The organism is Brevibacterium otitidis, from assembly GCF_042429315.1.
Lineage (GTDB): Bacteria > Actinomycetota > Actinomycetes > Actinomycetales > Brevibacteriaceae > Brevibacterium > Brevibacterium otitidis.
This window is the reverse complement of record NZ_JBHMAU010000127.1, coordinates 1-14,792: the sequence shown is the minus strand read 5'-3', so window position 1 is coordinate 14,792 and position 14,792 is coordinate 1. Positions and strand designations below refer to the sequence as shown.

At 66.5% G+C, this 14,792-nt stretch carries 20 protein-coding genes and 1 pseudogene; 17 read left to right on the top strand and 4 right to left on the bottom strand.

The features are described from left to right. Position 1 precedes the first annotated feature (1 nt). A complete protein-coding gene (locus tag ACFFN1_RS14895; RefSeq protein ID WP_376841642.1) occupies positions 2–457 on the bottom strand; it encodes a helix-turn-helix domain-containing protein in 456 nt (151 codons plus the stop codon). Here ACFFN1_RS14895 and ACFFN1_RS14890 point away from each other — a divergent pair. From ACFFN1_RS14890 to ACFFN1_RS14835, 12 genes and pseudogenes are all read left to right on the top strand, one after another. Beyond that, positions 414–1,118 (top strand): AzlC family ABC transporter permease, encoded by a 705-nt coding sequence (locus tag ACFFN1_RS14890; RefSeq protein ID WP_376841641.1) that lies wholly within the window; start codon positions 414–416, stop codon positions 1,116–1,118. The genes ACFFN1_RS14895 and ACFFN1_RS14890 overlap by 44 nt on opposite strands. Then, positions 1,115–1,459 carry an AzlD domain-containing protein gene (locus ACFFN1_RS14885; RefSeq protein ID WP_376841640.1) on the top strand — a complete coding sequence of 115 codons (345 nt, stop codon included), beginning with the start codon at positions 1,115–1,117 and terminating at the stop codon, positions 1,457–1,459. The genes ACFFN1_RS14890 and ACFFN1_RS14885 overlap by 4 nt, the downstream gene beginning before the upstream one ends. Positions 1,460–1,463: 4 nt before the next feature. Beyond that, positions 1,464–1,781, top strand: coding sequence for a DUF2516 family protein (locus ACFFN1_RS14880; RefSeq protein WP_376841639.1), 318 nt, complete (start codon positions 1,464–1,466; stop codon positions 1,779–1,781). Continuing rightward, positions 1,778–2,611 carry an alpha/beta fold hydrolase gene (locus tag ACFFN1_RS14875; protein WP_376841638.1) on the top strand — a complete coding sequence of 278 codons (834 nt, stop codon included), beginning with the start codon at positions 1,778–1,780 and terminating at the stop codon, positions 2,609–2,611. The genes ACFFN1_RS14880 and ACFFN1_RS14875 overlap by 4 nt, the downstream gene beginning before the upstream one ends. Further along, on the top strand, positions 2,608–3,852 hold the full coding sequence (locus tag ACFFN1_RS14870; RefSeq protein WP_376841637.1) for a glycosyltransferase: 1,245 nt from the start codon (positions 2,608–2,610) through the stop codon (positions 3,850–3,852). The genes ACFFN1_RS14875 and ACFFN1_RS14870 overlap by 4 nt, the downstream gene beginning before the upstream one ends. A gap of 45 nt (positions 3,853–3,897) precedes the next feature. After that, entirely contained in the window at positions 3,898–4,416 is a 519-nt protein-coding gene (locus ACFFN1_RS14865; RefSeq protein WP_376841636.1) for a YbjN domain-containing protein, read from the top strand. 34 nt (positions 4,417–4,450) lie between these two features. Beyond that, entirely contained in the window at positions 4,451–4,966 is a 516-nt protein-coding gene (locus tag ACFFN1_RS14860; RefSeq protein ID WP_376841635.1) for a hypothetical protein, read from the top strand. Between the two features lie 43 nt (positions 4,967–5,009). Further along, positions 5,010–5,168: pseudogene (locus ACFFN1_RS14855) on the top strand (histidine phosphatase family protein); the annotation flags it as partial. A gap of 498 nt (positions 5,169–5,666) precedes the next feature. Then, positions 5,667–6,173: a DUF2599 domain-containing protein gene (locus tag ACFFN1_RS14850; protein WP_376841634.1), complete on the top strand. Its 507-nt coding sequence runs from the start codon at positions 5,667–5,669 to the stop codon at positions 6,171–6,173. A 35-nt stretch (positions 6,174–6,208) separates the two neighbouring features. Continuing rightward, the gene (locus ACFFN1_RS14845; RefSeq protein ID WP_376841633.1) at positions 6,209–6,472 is read left to right on the top strand and encodes a hypothetical protein; all 264 of its coding nucleotides are present in this window, start codon (positions 6,209–6,211) and stop codon (positions 6,470–6,472) included. A 43-nt stretch (positions 6,473–6,515) separates the two neighbouring features. Then, positions 6,516–7,259, top strand: a complete 744-nt coding sequence (locus ACFFN1_RS14840) for a phosphoglyceromutase (RefSeq protein ID WP_376841632.1) — start codon at positions 6,516–6,518, stop codon at positions 7,257–7,259. Between the two features lie 95 nt (positions 7,260–7,354). Further along, a complete protein-coding gene (locus ACFFN1_RS14835) occupies positions 7,355–8,272 on the top strand; it encodes an EamA family transporter (protein WP_376841630.1) in 918 nt (305 codons plus the stop codon). 37 nt (positions 8,273–8,309) lie between these two features. Here ACFFN1_RS14835 and phoU read toward each other — a convergent pair whose 3' ends face one another. Then, positions 8,310–8,975, bottom strand: a complete 666-nt coding sequence (gene phoU / locus ACFFN1_RS14830) for a phosphate signaling complex protein PhoU (protein WP_376841629.1) — start codon at positions 8,973–8,975, stop codon at positions 8,310–8,312. A 204-nt stretch (positions 8,976–9,179) separates the two neighbouring features. On the opposite strand from phoU, the gene ACFFN1_RS14825 reads away from it, so the two are divergent. After that, entirely contained in the window at positions 9,180–10,463 is a 1,284-nt protein-coding gene (locus ACFFN1_RS14825; RefSeq protein ID WP_376841628.1) for a sensor histidine kinase, read from the top strand. After that, the gene (locus ACFFN1_RS14820; protein WP_376841627.1) at positions 10,460–11,140 is read left to right on the top strand and encodes a response regulator; all 681 of its coding nucleotides are present in this window, start codon (positions 10,460–10,462) and stop codon (positions 11,138–11,140) included. Before ACFFN1_RS14825 ends, ACFFN1_RS14820 begins: the two co-directional genes overlap by 4 nt. A gap of 147 nt (positions 11,141–11,287) precedes the next feature. Here the strand turns inward: ACFFN1_RS14820 and ACFFN1_RS14815 are convergent, their stop codons facing one another. Further along, positions 11,288–11,851 carry a hypothetical protein gene (locus ACFFN1_RS14815; protein WP_376841626.1) on the bottom strand — a complete coding sequence of 188 codons (564 nt, stop codon included), beginning with the start codon at positions 11,849–11,851 and terminating at the stop codon, positions 11,288–11,290. A 278-nt stretch (positions 11,852–12,129) separates the two neighbouring features. On the opposite strand from ACFFN1_RS14815, the gene ACFFN1_RS14810 reads away from it, so the two are divergent. The 3 genes from ACFFN1_RS14810 to ispF are packed head-to-tail and all read left to right on the top strand — an operon-like array spanning position 12,130 to position 13,831. Further along, complete coding sequence (locus tag ACFFN1_RS14810; RefSeq protein WP_102162005.1) at positions 12,130–12,612, top strand: CarD family transcriptional regulator; 483 nt, start codon at positions 12,130–12,132, stop codon at positions 12,610–12,612. Continuing rightward, positions 12,606–13,337 carry a 2-C-methyl-D-erythritol 4-phosphate cytidylyltransferase gene (gene ispD, locus ACFFN1_RS14805; RefSeq protein WP_376841654.1) on the top strand — a complete coding sequence of 244 codons (732 nt, stop codon included), beginning with the start codon at positions 12,606–12,608 and terminating at the stop codon, positions 13,335–13,337. Before ACFFN1_RS14810 ends, ispD begins: the two co-directional genes overlap by 7 nt. Continuing rightward, positions 13,334–13,831: a 2-C-methyl-D-erythritol 2,4-cyclodiphosphate synthase gene (ispF, locus tag ACFFN1_RS14800; protein ID WP_376841625.1), complete on the top strand. Its 498-nt coding sequence runs from the start codon at positions 13,334–13,336 to the stop codon at positions 13,829–13,831. The genes ispD and ispF overlap by 4 nt, the downstream gene beginning before the upstream one ends. A gap of 83 nt (positions 13,832–13,914) precedes the next feature. Here the strand turns inward: ispF and ACFFN1_RS14795 are convergent, their stop codons facing one another. Beyond that, on the bottom strand, positions 13,915–14,478 hold the full coding sequence (locus ACFFN1_RS14795) for a hypothetical protein (protein WP_376841624.1): 564 nt from the start codon (positions 14,476–14,478) through the stop codon (positions 13,915–13,917). Between the last annotated feature and the right edge of the window lie 314 nt (positions 14,479–14,792).

Below are 14,792 nucleotides of genomic sequence, written 5' to 3'. Positions count from 1 at the left end.
CTCACCCGGACTGCACGACGAAGACCGCGAGCGTTCCGGGCTCCAGTGCCTCAAAGGTGTGGGCGGCATCGCCGGGACAGCGCAGATACTCCCCGGCGGCCAGCTCGACCGTCTCCCCGGCCACACTCACCCGCGCTGCGCCGGCGCCGATGATGACATGCTCGATGGTGCCGGCCTCATGCGGCTCGGACTCCTTGACCGCACCGGGTTCGGCGGTGATGAGGTACAGGTCCCGGCGCACATGCGGGGGAGAGGCGCTCAGCAGCACGGCGGCATAGTCCGCCGACCCTGAGGCCAGCTGCGGCATCTGCCCGCGCCGGATAACCGACACCTCGGGTGCGGGAGGATCGAGCAGCTGCGCCAGCGGCACCTGGTAGGCCGTTGCCAGCGCCCACATCGTCTCCAGGCTCGGATTGCCGGCGCCGGCCTCCAGTACGGACAGCGTCGACTTCGACACCGCCGCCCGCGCCGCCGCCGTCATCACCCTGACGATCTTCGCCGTCGCGGTCTCCTACGGTGCGATCTCCGGGGCGGCCGGCTTCCCCGTCTGGCAGACGCTCATGCTTGCCGTCTTCGCCCTCGGCGGGGCGGCCGAACTCACCTTCGTCGGCGTCTTCGCCGCCGGCGGCGCACCCGTGCTCGCTGTGCTCGCCGGGCTGCTCGTCAACGCCCGCAACCTGCCCTTCGGCCTGACCGTGGGCGCATGGATCCCGCAGGACATCCGCTCACTCTTCGCCGCCCACCTCGTCAATGACGAGACCGTCGCCTTCTCCCGCGCCCAGCCCACCGAACGCACCCGCTGGCACGGCTTCCTCATCATGGGTGTGGCGATCCTCATCAGCTGGCCGGCCGGTGCGGCCACCGGCCAGCTGCTCGGCCGCGTCGTCGACGCCGATGCGCTCGGCGTCGATGCCGCCTTCCCCGTCATCCTGCTGGCCCTCATCACCTCCGATCTCAAGCACCGCATCACCGGCCCGGCCGCCCTCCTCGGCATGGCGGTCGCCTTCGCACTCACCCCGCTGCTGCCGCTGGGCCTCGGCCCGGTCTCCGGGCTGCTCGCCCTTCTGCCGTTCGGCATCTGGGTGGCACTCCGCTCCCGAGGCGGTGGTCGCCGATGAGCCCGCTGGCCTTCCTCCTGAGCCTGGCCGGCTTAGCCGGCGGCACGTATCTGCTGCGCCTGACCGGTGTGCGCCTGGGCGGCATGACCCGCACCGCCGGGCCCGATGAGACTGCTCCGAGCCCGGCCCGCATCTGGCTCGACCGGTCTGCCGTCGTCCTCATCGCCGCCGTGGCGCTGACGACCGCGGTCTTCGACGGTCAGGAGCTGGCCGATCCGGCTCGGCTCATCGGTGTGGGTGCCGGTGTGCTCGCACTCATCTGCCGGGCGCCGATGCTCATCGCGGTGATCCTCGCCATGGCTGTGACCGGCGGGCTGCGGGTCTCCGGCTTGCTAGGCTGAGGGCATGCAGGTCCTCGCCAATATCCAGAGCCTTCTCTACCTGGCGATCGTCGTCGTCGCCTTCGTCGTCGAGATCGCCGCATTCCTCGATTCGCTGCGCTACAAGGACGAGGTCTACCGTGCTGCGGACAAGAAGTCGAAGGTGTTCTGGACGGTGCTGCTCGGCATCGCCGCCGTCGTCGGATTCCTCGCCCTGCCGCTCGGTGGCGGCATGCGCTTCCCGTTCTTCCTCTCTCTGCTCGGCTTCGTCGCCGCAGCCGTGTACTTCGCTGATGTGCGCAAGGCCCTGCGCGCAGTCGACCCCCGGTTCCGCGGCCGATGACCACCACCACGGGAACCCCTGACCGCAACCGCCCCGGCCCTGAGACCGGTTACGTCTCGACATTCGGCGACGGCAGCCCGGTGACCCTGTTCGGCCACGGCTTCTCCGGTGCGATCCGCGACACCCGCCCGTTCGCCACCGGCGTCGAGGGCACGCGTGCGCTCGTCAACCTCGGCGGCCACGGCGGCCGCCCCTCACCGGGACGCCCGTGGACGTATCAGACGATCGCCGATCAGCTCGCCGAGGCACTCGAGCGCACACAGGCTAACCGCGCTCTCGGCGTCTCCATGAGCGCAGGCGGCCTCGCCCGCCTCATCACCAGCCGCCACCCGGCAGCCACCCGATTGGAGAAGGTCGCCTTCGTGCTGCCGGCCTCCTTTGACGGCTTCCCCGACCACATCGCCGAACGCAACTCCGAACACCTGCACCTCATGCGCGGCCTGCTTGAGACCGGTGACCGCGAGGGCCTGTACAACGCGCTGCTGGCCACCGAACCGGATGACCTCACCGCCGCCAAACCCGTCCAGGACTGGGTGCGCCAGAAGGTCGACGCGCTCTTCGACACCGACATGTCCGACGGCGTCGGCCTCGCCGGTGAGATCGCCGTCGACACCCCGGAGGCCGCTGCTGAGTTCACCGGCGAGGTCCTCGTCCTCACCCACGAAGACGATCCCGCCCACCCCGTCGAGATGGCCAAGCGCTACGCCGAAGCCTTCCCGACAGCCGAGCTCGTCGTGCTGCCGGCCGGATCGATCCTGTGGAAGGGCCGCTCCGAGGTCCGCCGCATCCTCACCGGCTTCTTCAACGACGAGGACACCCCACCAGCGTGAACATCGCGCTCATCAGTCTGCACACCGCCCCCGACGCCCAGCCTGGGCAGGGCGATGCCGGCGGGCTCAACGTCTACGTCCGCGCCACCGCCACCGAACTGGCCGCCCGCGGCCACCAGGTCGAGATCATCACCGCCGACCCCGCCCACACTGCCGATGGGGTAACCACGCACCCGGACCCCGCGCCCGAGGCACCGGTCACCTGGGCAGCCAGCTCCCACCTCGGGCCCGGGGTGCGGATCCACCGGCTGCACACCCCAGCCCGGACCAAAGAGGACCTGCTGACCCACCTCGATGCGATCGCCGAGGCGATGGCCGAGCTGCCGGAGCTGGCGGCCTGCCAGGTGGTGTGGGCACACTACTGGATGTCGGCGGCTGCGATCCTGCGGATGCGCGAGACCCACGGTACGGGCGCGAAGTTCGCGGTGTCCTTCCACACGATCGGCGCGGTCAAGGACCGCGATTCCGGCAGCCGACGCGAACCGGCCGATCGGCTCTCTGCCGAACCGCAGATCGCGCAGGCTGCCGACCTCGTCATCGCCAACACCCCGGCCGAACGCGCCGACATCATCGACCTCCTCGGGGCTGCGCCGGAGCGCGTCATCACCGCGGTCCCCGGCATCGACCACGCCGAGTACACGCCCGGCGACGCCGCGGAAGCCCGCCGCCGCCTCGGGCTCGGAGACCACCCGGTGCTGCTGGTGATCGGCCGCATGCAGCACATCAAAGGCACCGATGTCGCAATCGCGGCGATGCAGCAGTTGCGCACCGAACTGCCCGCGGCAAGGCTGTACATGCTCGGGGCGGCCAGCGGCACGGACGCGCGCACGGCGAGTGCGATAGAGGCCGCCGCCGCAGCGGAACCGTCGATCACCCTCCTGGCGCCGGGCCCAGAGGTCCGGCTCGTCGACTGGTACCGGGCCGCCGATGCCGTGCTCATGCCCAGCCGCAGCGAGTCCTTCGGCTTCGTCGCAGCTGAAGCCCTGGCCTGCGGTACGCCGGTCATCGCCGCAGCTGTCGGCGGACTGCGCCACATCGTCACCCCGGAGACCGGCGTGCTGCTCACCAGCCACGACCCACAGGACTGGGCGACGGCGATCGCCCGGCTGCTGAGCGATGAGGCCGCGCGGACCCGGATGGCAGCCGCGGCACCGGAGCGGGCGGCGCGATTCACGTGGCGCAGCTGCATCGATACTGTGCTCGGGGCGGTGTCCGGGTCGTCTGGGGAGCGCGTAGGCTGAGGGAAGCACCCCGAGTTAGGAAGAGCACCCGAGGCAGGAGCACATATGCGCACGACAGATCCTCTCGCCGCCGCCGACCGGCTGGTGGCCTGGGCTGAGGAGTTCGGGCTGGAGGTCGACCGGCTCGCCGATACCCACGCCGTCGTCACCCTGCCGGGAGAGCGGAAGCTCAAGACGACGGTGTCGGTCAAGTGCAGCCCGCGCAGCATCGACCTGCAGGCCTTCGTCATCCGGCATGCCGATGAGAACCATGCGGAGTTCCACGCGTGGCTGCTGCACAAGAACTCCCGGCTCAAGGGACTGGCCTTCGCCACCGACAAACTCGGCGATGTCTACCTCAACGCCTCGATCCCGCCGCGCGGCTGGGACGACGACACGATCGATGAGATCCTCGGCAAGTTCCTCACCGCTGCCGATGAGAGCTTCAACGAGCTGCTCATCATCGGGTTCCTCACCTCGATGAAGAAGGAGTGGGCGTGGCGGGTGAGCCGCGGGGAATCGACCCGCAACCTCGCCGCCTTCGAACACCTGCTGGCCGAGGACAACGAATACCTCACGGTGTGAGCGCGCGGGGCAGTCTGGGAAGGGGGCAGACCGAATGACCGCTGAGAAGTCGGCAGCCGATGCCGTTCGTCAGCAGATCCTCACTCATGTGCGCCGTGCTCTTGAGAAGATGCCCGACGAGCGGGTCGCCGCGGTCACCGACCCCGTTGCACTCGGGCAGCTGATGGCGGAGGTCATCCCGCCGGCCGCGGGGGAGATGAGCCGCCTGATCGGGCCGGTGTACGCTGTCAGCGCCCTGACTGAGCTGTGGGGCACCACGCCGAACGAGGTGAGCGCTTCCGCTGCCGACGGCCGGCTGCTCGTTCTCCTCGCAGAGGGAGAGCCGCTCTTCCCGGTGTTCCAGTTCGACGGTGCGCAGATCCGTTCGGATGTCATGAGTCTCGTCCGGACGCTGCGTCCGCACGTCGACGCCGCCACCATCTCGCAGTGGTTCAACACCCCAGTGCCCGATGATCCGGCTGAGCGCACGCCGCTGGCCATGCGCAGCGACGGCGACGACGCTGCAGCGGCGCGCTGCGCGGCGGCCGCCGCCGGCCGCTGGGCCGCCTGACCTGTCGCCGATCCGCGCGGTGGCGCTGTGCCACATTGGAGACATGACGTACAACCTTGTGCTGCTGCGCCACGGGCAGAGCGAATGGAGCCAGAAGAACCTCTTCACCGGATGGGTCGATGTGCCGCTGACGGAGCAGGGCCGTGCCGAGGCCGCGCGCGCCGGCGAGCTGCTGGCAGAGAAGGACCTGCTGCCCGAGGTCTGGAGGCCTGAAGGGCCATCGCCCGCTGTGTGCCAGTGACTGTTGAAGCCGAGGCCGGTAGAGCAAATATGGAGCGTTTCGTCCGATCAGATAGCACGCGGCCACCCTCGGCCATCGCACTACAGGCAGCAGGATGACCAGGGCAGGAACGTCGATCACGTGTGCGCTGTGGTAGACTGCGGCCATGAAAAAGCGTCCGGAAGCGGAATTCGCGATTCATCAGAATGTTGTCGAGCGTTGCGATCCTTACAGCCATCGGAGTCCCAGGTGTGCTGTCATCGGCTGTTCATGCAGTTGATGAAGGCAGGGTGAGTGATGCACAAAGAATAATCCAAGAAGCGGAGCCGTCAATTCTCGAGGGTCTTGTGACGTCTCCCGCGGTAAGCTATGAGCGCAACGGCGATATTGTTGCCGAAGTCGAAGGGCCTGAAGCGGAAAGGCTTCAATTCGAGGTTCGTCTGGTTGAGACAGCTGACGTAATATCTGAAGACCGGAGTGATGGTCTTCAGTTCCGCAAACTCGGACGGGTCGATCAATGTATCTCGTGACGGTGAGGTGATCGGTGGAATTGCAAAGCCGTGGGCGGTTGATGCGAAGGGTCGTATGGTTGAGACGGTCTTCGCTGTGTCTGGGAATACTTTTCAGCAGAAGACCGTGAAGAGTTCCTACATTTCGTACCCTCTCGTTGCTGACCCGTGGGCTGGTCGGGCCCTTCTTAAAAAGGCCTGGGTCACTCAGAAGACTAAAACACGTTACGTCGTCAACGCCGTTCCGACTAGGTGGGGTCGGGCCTTCAATGGACTGGCCACGCATAAGGCACATGTTGCTGAATTGAAGGCAAAGTTGGGCAAGAAGCGGAATAAAGTGACCAAAACGATCGATAACCAATTTATCTGTCACGTTGCCGGAAACATAGCTGAACCTGGAACATATAATTTGGAGAGCTGGCGAAAGAACATGCACTGGGCGAAGCAGCTGAACCTCAAGCATAAGTGCAATCCGTGATTACTCAGTCTTACCGAGAAGGAGAGAAGAGTCAAGTGAAACGCAGTGTCTATTATATCGCGTTCGCTCCGTTCGCAGTGGGAGGTGTTGCCCTGGCGCTGTTTTGCCTCCTGATGATGTATTTATTCATCTTCGGTTCCCTGTTGGGCTTTAACGTCTCCTCGCTCGACGCGGATGGGCCGCAATGGCCTATGGCTGCTGCCTGGTACCTTGGCATGATTACGGTCATCTCAATTCCAGTTGGTGCTGTCTGGGCAGGTATTACTGTCGTTCTGAGCAGGCCTAAGCTCGCAAGCTGAGCTGCCTCTCATGCGCATGGTGAGGCTGTGCCACAATGGAGACATGACGTACAACCTTGTGCTGCTGCGCCACGGGCAGAGCGAATGGAACCAGAAGAACCTCTTCACCGGCTGGGTCGACGTGCCGCTGACCGAACAGGGCCGCTCTGAGGCCGCTCGCGCCGGCCAGCTGCTGGCCGAGAAGAACCTCATGCCCGAGGTGCTGCACACCTCCCGGCTCAAGCGCGCGATCATCACCGCCGACATCGCTCTCGAGCACGCAGACCGCGCCTGGATCGACGTCAAGCGCTCATGGAGGCTCAACGAACGCCACTACGGTGCGCTGCAGGGCAAGAACAAGAAGGAGATCCGCGACGAGTTCGGCGAAGAGCAGTTCATGACCTGGCGCCGCTCCTTCGACACTCCGCCGCCGGTCCTCGACGACTCCTCCGAATGGTCCCAGGCCGGCGATCCGCGCTATGCCAACCTCGGCGATGCCATCCCGCGCACCGAGTGCCTCGCTGATGTCATCGTGCGTCTGCTGCCGTACTGGTACGACGCGATCATCCCCGATCTGCAGCTCGGCCGCACCGTGCTCGTCACCGCCCACGGCAACTCACTGCGCGCACTCGTCAAGCACCTCGACGGGATCTCCGACGCTGACATCCCCAGCCTCAACATCCCGACCGGCATCCCGCTGCACTACGAACTCGACGAGAGCTTCGCGCCGCTCAACCCCGGCGGCACCTACCTCGACGCCGCAGCCGCCGAGGCGGCGATCGGCCAGGTCGCCAACCAGGGACGCTGAGCCCACCACCATCGCAGACGCCATCTCACCTCGCGAGCACAAGCGCAGGTGAGATGGCGTCTTCGCGTCTGTGTGCGCGGGTGTAGCCTCAGGGCATGAGCGTCCGCGATGTGTGCATCGCCCTCGGCGTCGTCGTGCTGTGGGGCATCAACTTCCTCTTCATCGACCTCGGCGTGCAGGATTGGCCGCCGTTGCTGCTCGTCGTCGCACGCTTCCTCGTCGTCGTCTTCCCGGCGGTCTTCTTCGTCCCGTTCCCGCGCGGCCGCTTCGGCCGGGTGCTGCTCGTGGGCCTGTTCATGTCCGCCGGCCAGTTCGGGCTGCTCTACACCGCGATGTCGCTGGGCCTGCCTCCCGGCCTCGCCTCGATCCTGCTGCAGATGCAGGCGGTGTTCACCACTATCGTCGCCGTCATCGTGCTGCGCGACTGGCCGCGCGCCCGCTCCGTCATCGGCATCCTCATCGGCGTGGCGGGCCTGGGCGTCATCATCGCCGGCCGCTCCGCCGGCGTGCCGATCCTCGCGGTGCTCGTCGTGCTCGCCGCCGCCCTGTCATGGGGCATCGGCAATGTCATCGCCCGCAGTGCAGCGGTCGGCGGCCTGAGCCTGACGGTCTGGTCGGCGACCGTCGTGCCGGTGCCGCTGTTCATCCTCGCGCTCATCATCGACGGCCCGACCACGGTCGTCACCGCCATCGCACACCCCACCTGGGGTGTGCTCGCCTCGACGCTCTACACCGCGGTCTGCGCCTCCCTCATCGGCTATGTCGCCTGGAACACGCTGCTGGGCCGCTATGTCGCCTCCGAGGTCGCACCGTTCACGCTGCTCGTCCCGGCCGTCGGTGTCACCGCGGCCTGGCTGGTCAAGGGGGACGTGCCCACCGTCGCCGAGGTGGCCGGCGGCTGCCTGCTGCTGCTCGGCGTGGCTGTGACGACCGGGATCATCGGTCGCCGCCGGAGAAAGCGTCAGGGTCGCACTCGAATCGAGTGCGACCCTGATGAGCCTGTGGCGGACTGAGCCGGCGCCGCGGCGCCGGCTCAGCAGCCGGAAGCGGTCATTCCTTGGCGGAGAGCTCCGGCACCCAGCTACCGGTGAGCAGGTACTCCACCTGCTGCGAGACGTTGACGGCCTGATCGCCGAAGCGCTCGAAGTAGCGCGAGAGCAACGTGATGTCTGCGATCTGGGACGGGGAGAGCTCGCCGCGGCCGGTGTCGGCGATGAGCGCGAAGACCTGCAGGTGCATCTGGTCGAGCTCCTTGTCGATGGCGTTGATGACCGGCACACCGCGCAGGCCCGGGCTGTCGAGGAGCTGTTCCATCTCCTCGCCGATCCGGATGGCGGCCTCGCCCATGTGCATGAACACATCGCGGAAGCCCTCCGGCAGAGCAGCCTGCGGGTGGCGGATGCGCACTAGGGAGGCGATGTGGCGGGACAGATCGCCCATGCGTTCGATGGCCACGCTCATCTTGAGAGCGGAGATGACCACGCGCAGATCAGCGGCAACCGGTGCCTGCAGGGCCAGCAGCTCAGCCGAGCGCTGGTCCAGCTCATGGGTCATGGTGTCGATCTCGGTGTCGTTGTCGATGACCTTCTCTGCCAGTTCAAGATCATTGTTCTCAAGAGCCTCAGTAGCCGAGCGCATCGCGACGCTGACCTTGGATGCCATTTCGACGAGCTCGTCGGCGATCGCCTCGAGCTCAGCCTTGAAGACCTCGCGCATACGGGAGCTTCCTTTCAGATTGAAGCGTCAGACCCCTGACCGCTCACGAGCACAGCTGTGGCGGTCACGGGGCCGTGAACCGCTCTCACCTTCGCAGTCGGCAGTGAATCGGCGCTGACGGTCGGGTGAACAGTTCGATAATGTCCGGACCGCGCTCATTATATCCGACCAGGCCACCATCCTCTGGCCCGTATGCTGGTATGCGTGGAAGATCCGCTGTTCATCGCTGCCCTGACGGGCCTGCTGGGCCTGGCTATCGGAATCGTCGCCATTCTGGCGTTCCGGTTCTCCGATCACACGCGCGATTCAGCTGATCTTCACTCGAACAACGAGCTTCCCGACGGCATCGCCGAGGTGCTTGCGGTGCTCTCGAGCGCGGCGATCGTCGTCGACGCCGGCAATGACGTCATCAAAGCCTCGCCCGCGGCCTACACCTTCGGGCTCGTGCGCGGTCACCGGATCTCCTCGACCGACTTGGCCGGTGTCATCGACCGGGTGCGCACCCGCGGGCTCATCGAGGAGATGGACTTCGAGACCCCGCGCGGGCGCTCGAAGCAGTCGCTGCGCTATCTGCATGCCCGCGTCGCTCCGCTGGGCTCAGCCTTCATCCTCGTGCTGTGCGATGACCAGACGGATGCGCACCGCCTCGAAGCGGTCCGCCGCGACTTCGTCGCCAATGTCTCCCATGAGCTCAAGACCCCCATCGGCGCGATCGCGCTGCTGGCCGAGGCGGTCACCGACTTCTCCGACGATCCGGAGGCGGTCGAGCGCTTCGGCGGGCGGATGCAGCGCGAATCTCACCGGCTCTCGCAGCTGGTGCAGGAGATCATCGACCTCTCCGCAGTGCAGGACCATGAGGATCTCGCCGGTGAGATCGTCCCGGTCGCCCAGATCATCGACGAGGCCGTCGACCGGGCCGCGATCGCCGCGGATGCCAAGAACATCTCCCTGACCGTCGACTGCCCCAAGGAATGGTGCGTCGAAGGCAATCCGGACCTGCTGGCCAATGCGATCCGCAACCTCGTCGACAATGCCGTCAACTACTCGAACTCCGGCACCCAGGTCGGCATCGGTGTCAAGGTCAGCGACGAGCGCGTGTTCATCGCGGTGAGCGATCAGGGCATCGGCATGACCGGTGAGGAGACCGAACGGGTCTTCGAGCGCTTCTACCGCGTCGACCCCGCCCGCTCCCGCGCGACCGGCGGCACCGGCCTGGGTCTGTCGATCGTCAAGCACACCATCGCCACCCACGGCGGTGAGGTGCGTGTATGGTCGAAGCCCAAGCAGGGGTCGACCTTCACCGTGGTGCTACCGTTGGCTCACACGAAAAAGCATCCGGTGATCGCCGAGGCTGCCGAATCCGGCATCCTCCTCCCTGATGAACCGGAGGCCCGCTCCGCTCCGGCATCTGCGAAGGATCAAGACGGGACCGCTGTGGGCGGCACAGCAGCCCGTGAAGCTGAAGAACAAAGGAAACAGACGACGTGACTCGCATTCTGCTCGTCGAGGACGAGGAATCATTCTCCGACCCGCTGTCGTACCTGCTCGGCAAGGAAGGGTTTGATGTCACCGTTGCAGCGGACGGGCTGGAGGCCATCGCCGAGTTCGATCGGGCCGGCGCAGACCTCGTGCTCCTCGACCTCATGCTGCCGGGTGCCTCCGGGACCGAGGTGTGCCGCCAGCTGCGCGCGAAGTCGAACGTGCCGATCATCATGCTCACAGCCAAGGACTCCGAGATCGATAAGGTCGTCGGACTCGAGCTCGGCGCAGATGACTACGTCACCAAGCCGTACTCCTCGCGTGAGCTGCTCGCCCGCGTTCGGGCGGTGCTGCGCCGCAACTCCGAACCCGATGACCTGCTCGACTCGGTCATCGAGGCCGGCGGCGTCCGCATCGACGTCGACCGCCACGTCGCCAGTGTCCGCGGTGAGGAGCTGTCCCTGCCGCTCAAGGAGTTCGAGCTGCTGGAGATGCTCGTGCGCAATGCCGGCCGCGTGATGACCCGCGGCCAGCTCATCGACCGGATCTGGGGCCAGGACTACGTCGGCGACACCAAGACCCTCGATGTGCACATCAAACGCCTGCGTGCCAAGGTCGAGGTCGAGCCCTCCCGTCCGACGCTGCTCGTCACCGTCCGCGGCCTGGGCTACAAGTTCGAAGGCTGAGCTGCCGCACCGAACTGCGTCGCCGCGCAGAAGAGCCGCAGCACAGAACTGATCCACAGCACAGAAACGGGGAGGCGGAGCATCTGCTCCGCCTCCCCGCTTTCGTATGTGGGCGCTGTGTGTGACAGCTGTCCGTCTGGGACCTCATCAGCCGGCCGGCTGCTCGGTGGCCTCCCCGTCGGCTCCCGGGGTCTGCATCTCGCCGGAGCCGGCGGTCTCGTCGCCGGGAGCGCCGGTGGGCTCCAGGTCCTTGTAATCGGGCTGGGCGCCGTTGAGCACCTGGGCGCGTACGACCTCGGTCTCGCCGTCGATCGTCACGTCGACATCGACCTTGTCGCCGGGCTTGCCGCCGTAGTTCTCCGTCAGCAGCGGCTCGGAGTCCGAGTCCTTGTTCTCCGGGTTCTGCACCCAGCGGCCACCGGCGGGAACAGTCTGCGAGACCGATGCCGAACCGACCGAGATCTCCACGTCAGCGGGGTCCGCGGAGTTGTTGACGACGGTGAAGAAGACCTGTGCGACGTCATCGTCATTGGCGATGAGCAGCAGTCCGCGCACCTTGACGTCCTCGTTCTCGACGTTCCAGGCACCGTCTCCGCCGTTGTACTGGTACTTCGCGGTCTGCTGCGCAGACAGCAGGCTTGCGCAGCCGCTGGCAGGGATCACGAGGGCGACGGCAGCGGCCGCGAGTGCCGCACGAGTGGACCGTTTCACGTTCAAGCTCCTTGGAGTGACGACGGAGTGAAAAGACAGAATCTCCCGCTATCCTACCTGCTTTTTGACCTGACGTAGAACTCGCCCAGCCCAGCCCGATTCCAGCCGCTGCGGCCCTCGCATGCGCGCGCACAGCGACACCGGTGCCGCGGCCGTCTGCCGCAGTGCAGAGCCGCTCATGAGGGTGGGCACCCTAGCATGATTCGGCCCACATGGCACCGTTTGGCCCTGCGTGTTCGTGGTAAACTGGAAGTCCGCGAAAGGGGAAAATGAAGAACATGAGTTTTCAGGTCGGCGACACAGTTGTTTATCCGCACCACGGGGCAGCCACCGTCCAGGAGATCAAAACCCGGGCGATCAAGGGCGAAGACAAGCTCTATCTGAAGCTTCAGGTATCCCACGGCGATCTGACCATCGAAGTGCCGGCCGAGAACTGCGATCTCGTCGGCGTGCGCGATGTGGTCGGCGAAGAGGGTCTGGAGAAGGTCTTCCAGGTGCTGCGGGCTGACATTTCAGAAGAGCCCTCCAACTGGTCCCGCCGCTACAAGGCAAATCTCGAGAAGTTCCAGTCCGGCGACGTCATCAAAGTGGCTGAAGTCGTCCGCGATCTGTGGCGTCGCGAGCAGGACCGTGGGCTCTCCACCGGTGAGAAGCGCATGCTCGCCAAGGCCCGCCAGGTACTCGTCTCCGAGCTCGCACTGGCTGAGAAGAAGGAAGAGGAAGAAGCCGAGGCCCTGCTCGACGAGGTCCTCGCATCATAAGAACCTGCATCGTCATCCCGGCCGCCGGCTCGGGCACCCGCCTGGGCGCCGGCATTCCGAAGGCATTCGCCGAACTGGCCGGAACGACCCTGCTTGAGCACTGCGTTCGCGGTGCACACGCCTCGGGAGTCGCCGACCACATCGTGGTCGCCGTTCCCGAGGCGTTCCTCGCTTCGGCACGTGAAATGCTCGGCACCGCCGCCGAGGTGGTGGCAGGCGGCGCTGATCGCGTCGCCAGCGTGCGGCGGGCCCTGGCAGCCGCCCAGCAGTCCGATCCCGGCATCGAAGCCGTACTCGTCCACGACGCCGCCCGCTGCCTGACACCTCCCGAGGTGTTCACGCGCGTCACCGATGCGCTGGCCGCAGGTGCCCCGGCTGTCGTGCCGGTGCTGCCGGTGACCGATACGATCAAACGCGTCGAGACGCTGCGCAGCCCGTGCGCGGCCGCCGGTGATGAACGCGTCATCGGCGACATCGACCGTGAGCAGCTCAGGCGTGTGCAGACCCCGCAGGGCTTCGCCGTCGAGGTGCTCGAAGAGGCCCACGCTCTGCAGGCCCGCGACCCGATCACCGCCACCGATGATGCGATGCTCGCCGAGCGCCTCGGCCACGAGGTGCGGGCGGTTGCCGGTGATGAGCGGGCGCTGAAGATCACCCACCCGCTCGATATGCGCATCGCCGAACTGCTGCTGGACGACGCGACTGCTGGAGGGCAGAGACGATGAGCGAGCACACTCCAATCCTGCCGCGCGTGGGCATCGGCACCGACGTCCATGCCTTCTCGGAAGATCCCGATCGGCCGATGTGGCTGGCCGGCCTCCTGTGGGAGGGTGAGACCGGGCTCGAGGGCCACTCCGATTCCGATGCCGTCGCCCACGCCTGCTGCGATGCCCTCTTCACGGCCGCCGGGATCGGGGACCTGGGTGCGCACTTCGGTGTCGACCGGCCGGAACTCGCCGGCGCCTCGGGAGCGGAGCTCCTGACGGAAGCCGCCCGGCTCGTGCGCGCGGCCGGATTCGACATCGGCAGCATCGCCGTGCAGGCGATCTGCAACCGGCCCAAGATCGGCACTCGCCGCGATGAGGCACAGCAGGTGCTCTCAGCTGCCGCCGGTGCACCGGTCGCAGTCTCCGGCACGACGACCGATGGGCTCGGCCTCACCGGCCGCGGCGAGGGGGTCGCGGCGATCGCGACCGCCGTTGTCGTCAAGCGCAGCTGAACCCGCCGCCGGGCAGGCCAGCCGGCTGGTGCTCAGAGGGGTGCTTCGCTACGAGGGATTCTTCGCTCAGCGGGGTCCCTGGGTCAGAGGGGTTCTTCGAGCTCGCCGATCGCCCGGGCGCCGTCGCTGAAGTCGACGCGGCCGATCATCGGCGCCGACCTGTTCGCCGGCACCCACGAGCTCAGTGTCACCGTCTCACCGAGGCTGACCGGCACCGTGTCCTTGCCCGCGGCAGGGGTCGGGGCGGGCCCGCGCAGGGTGACCTCTCCGCCGTTGGCGTAGCGCAGCACCATGCCGCGCAGATCGGAGATCGTGACGATCTCGACGTCATCGACGTGATCGGGTTCGCGTCCTTTGCGCAACCGCTGCAGCGGCGTGATCCGGGTGGCTGCGCGCAGGGTGATCCACACGCCGAGGCCGATGATGAGAGCGCAGGCGATGAGGCAGATGATGAGCGCAGCCTGGCTGATGTCGGCCATCCAGGACGAGATCGCCAGCACGATGCCGAAGACGATCGCGACGAGACCGTAGAACACACCCCAGCCGGGGGCGTTGACGCGTTCGGTGACCCACATCTGCTCGTTGCGGCTGAGTGGGGTCTGCGGGGTGCACACGGAATCACTCCTAGCGATCGAAGCGGTGCTCATGCACTGCTGGGGGCGGAGCTGCCGGGATGACACACAGCAGCTGTCATGTACAACTGTTTCACAGCCCGATTGCTTCCCACCGGGCGGTTCGAATCCACCGGCATCATCTGCCTGGACCGGAAACACCGGCCAGGGCTCGCGCCACCTCGGTCTATCGGCCGGATGGGGCCGCAGATACGATTCAGCTATGACCTCACACCCCGCCTTCGAACCTGACTTGGCTCAAATTAGTCAGGTTTGATCGTGGCGTAGGACGCTGACTGCACACCGACTTCAGCAAGAGTTTCGATTGATTCGAACTTCGAGCCAGGATG

Excerpts from the sequence above, each read along its gene's own strand:
- ispF (WP_376841625.1), top strand. The coding sequence starts at position 13,334 with ATGAGCGAGCACACTCCAATCCTGCCGCGCGTGGGCATCGGCACCGAC.
- phoU (WP_376841629.1), bottom strand. The coding sequence starts at position 8,975 with ATGCGCGAGGTCTTCAAGGCTGAGCTCGAGGCGATCGCCGACGAGCTC.
- ACFFN1_RS14810 (WP_102162005.1), top strand. The coding sequence starts at position 12,130 with ATGAGTTTTCAGGTCGGCGACACAGTTGTTTATCCGCACCACGGGGCA.
- ACFFN1_RS14850 (WP_376841634.1), top strand. The coding sequence starts at position 5,667 with ATGGTCTTCAGTTCCGCAAACTCGGACGGGTCGATCAATGTATCTCGT.
- ACFFN1_RS14795 (WP_376841624.1), bottom strand. The coding sequence starts at position 14,478 with ATGAGCACCGCTTCGATCGCTAGGAGTGATTCCGTGTGCACCCCGCAG.
- ACFFN1_RS14875 (WP_376841638.1), top strand. The coding sequence starts at position 1,778 with ATGACCACCACCACGGGAACCCCTGACCGCAACCGCCCCGGCCCTGAG.
- ACFFN1_RS14880 (WP_376841639.1), top strand. The coding sequence starts at position 1,464 with ATGCAGGTCCTCGCCAATATCCAGAGCCTTCTCTACCTGGCGATCGTC.
- ACFFN1_RS14835 (WP_376841630.1), top strand. The coding sequence starts at position 7,355 with ATGAGCGTCCGCGATGTGTGCATCGCCCTCGGCGTCGTCGTGCTGTGG.
- ACFFN1_RS14865 (WP_376841636.1), top strand. The coding sequence starts at position 3,898 with ATGCGCACGACAGATCCTCTCGCCGCCGCCGACCGGCTGGTGGCCTGG.
- ACFFN1_RS14885 (WP_376841640.1), top strand. The coding sequence starts at position 1,115 with ATGAGCCCGCTGGCCTTCCTCCTGAGCCTGGCCGGCTTAGCCGGCGGC.
- ACFFN1_RS14860 (WP_376841635.1), top strand. The coding sequence starts at position 4,451 with ATGACCGCTGAGAAGTCGGCAGCCGATGCCGTTCGTCAGCAGATCCTC.
- ACFFN1_RS14840 (WP_376841632.1), top strand. The coding sequence starts at position 6,516 with ATGACGTACAACCTTGTGCTGCTGCGCCACGGGCAGAGCGAATGGAAC.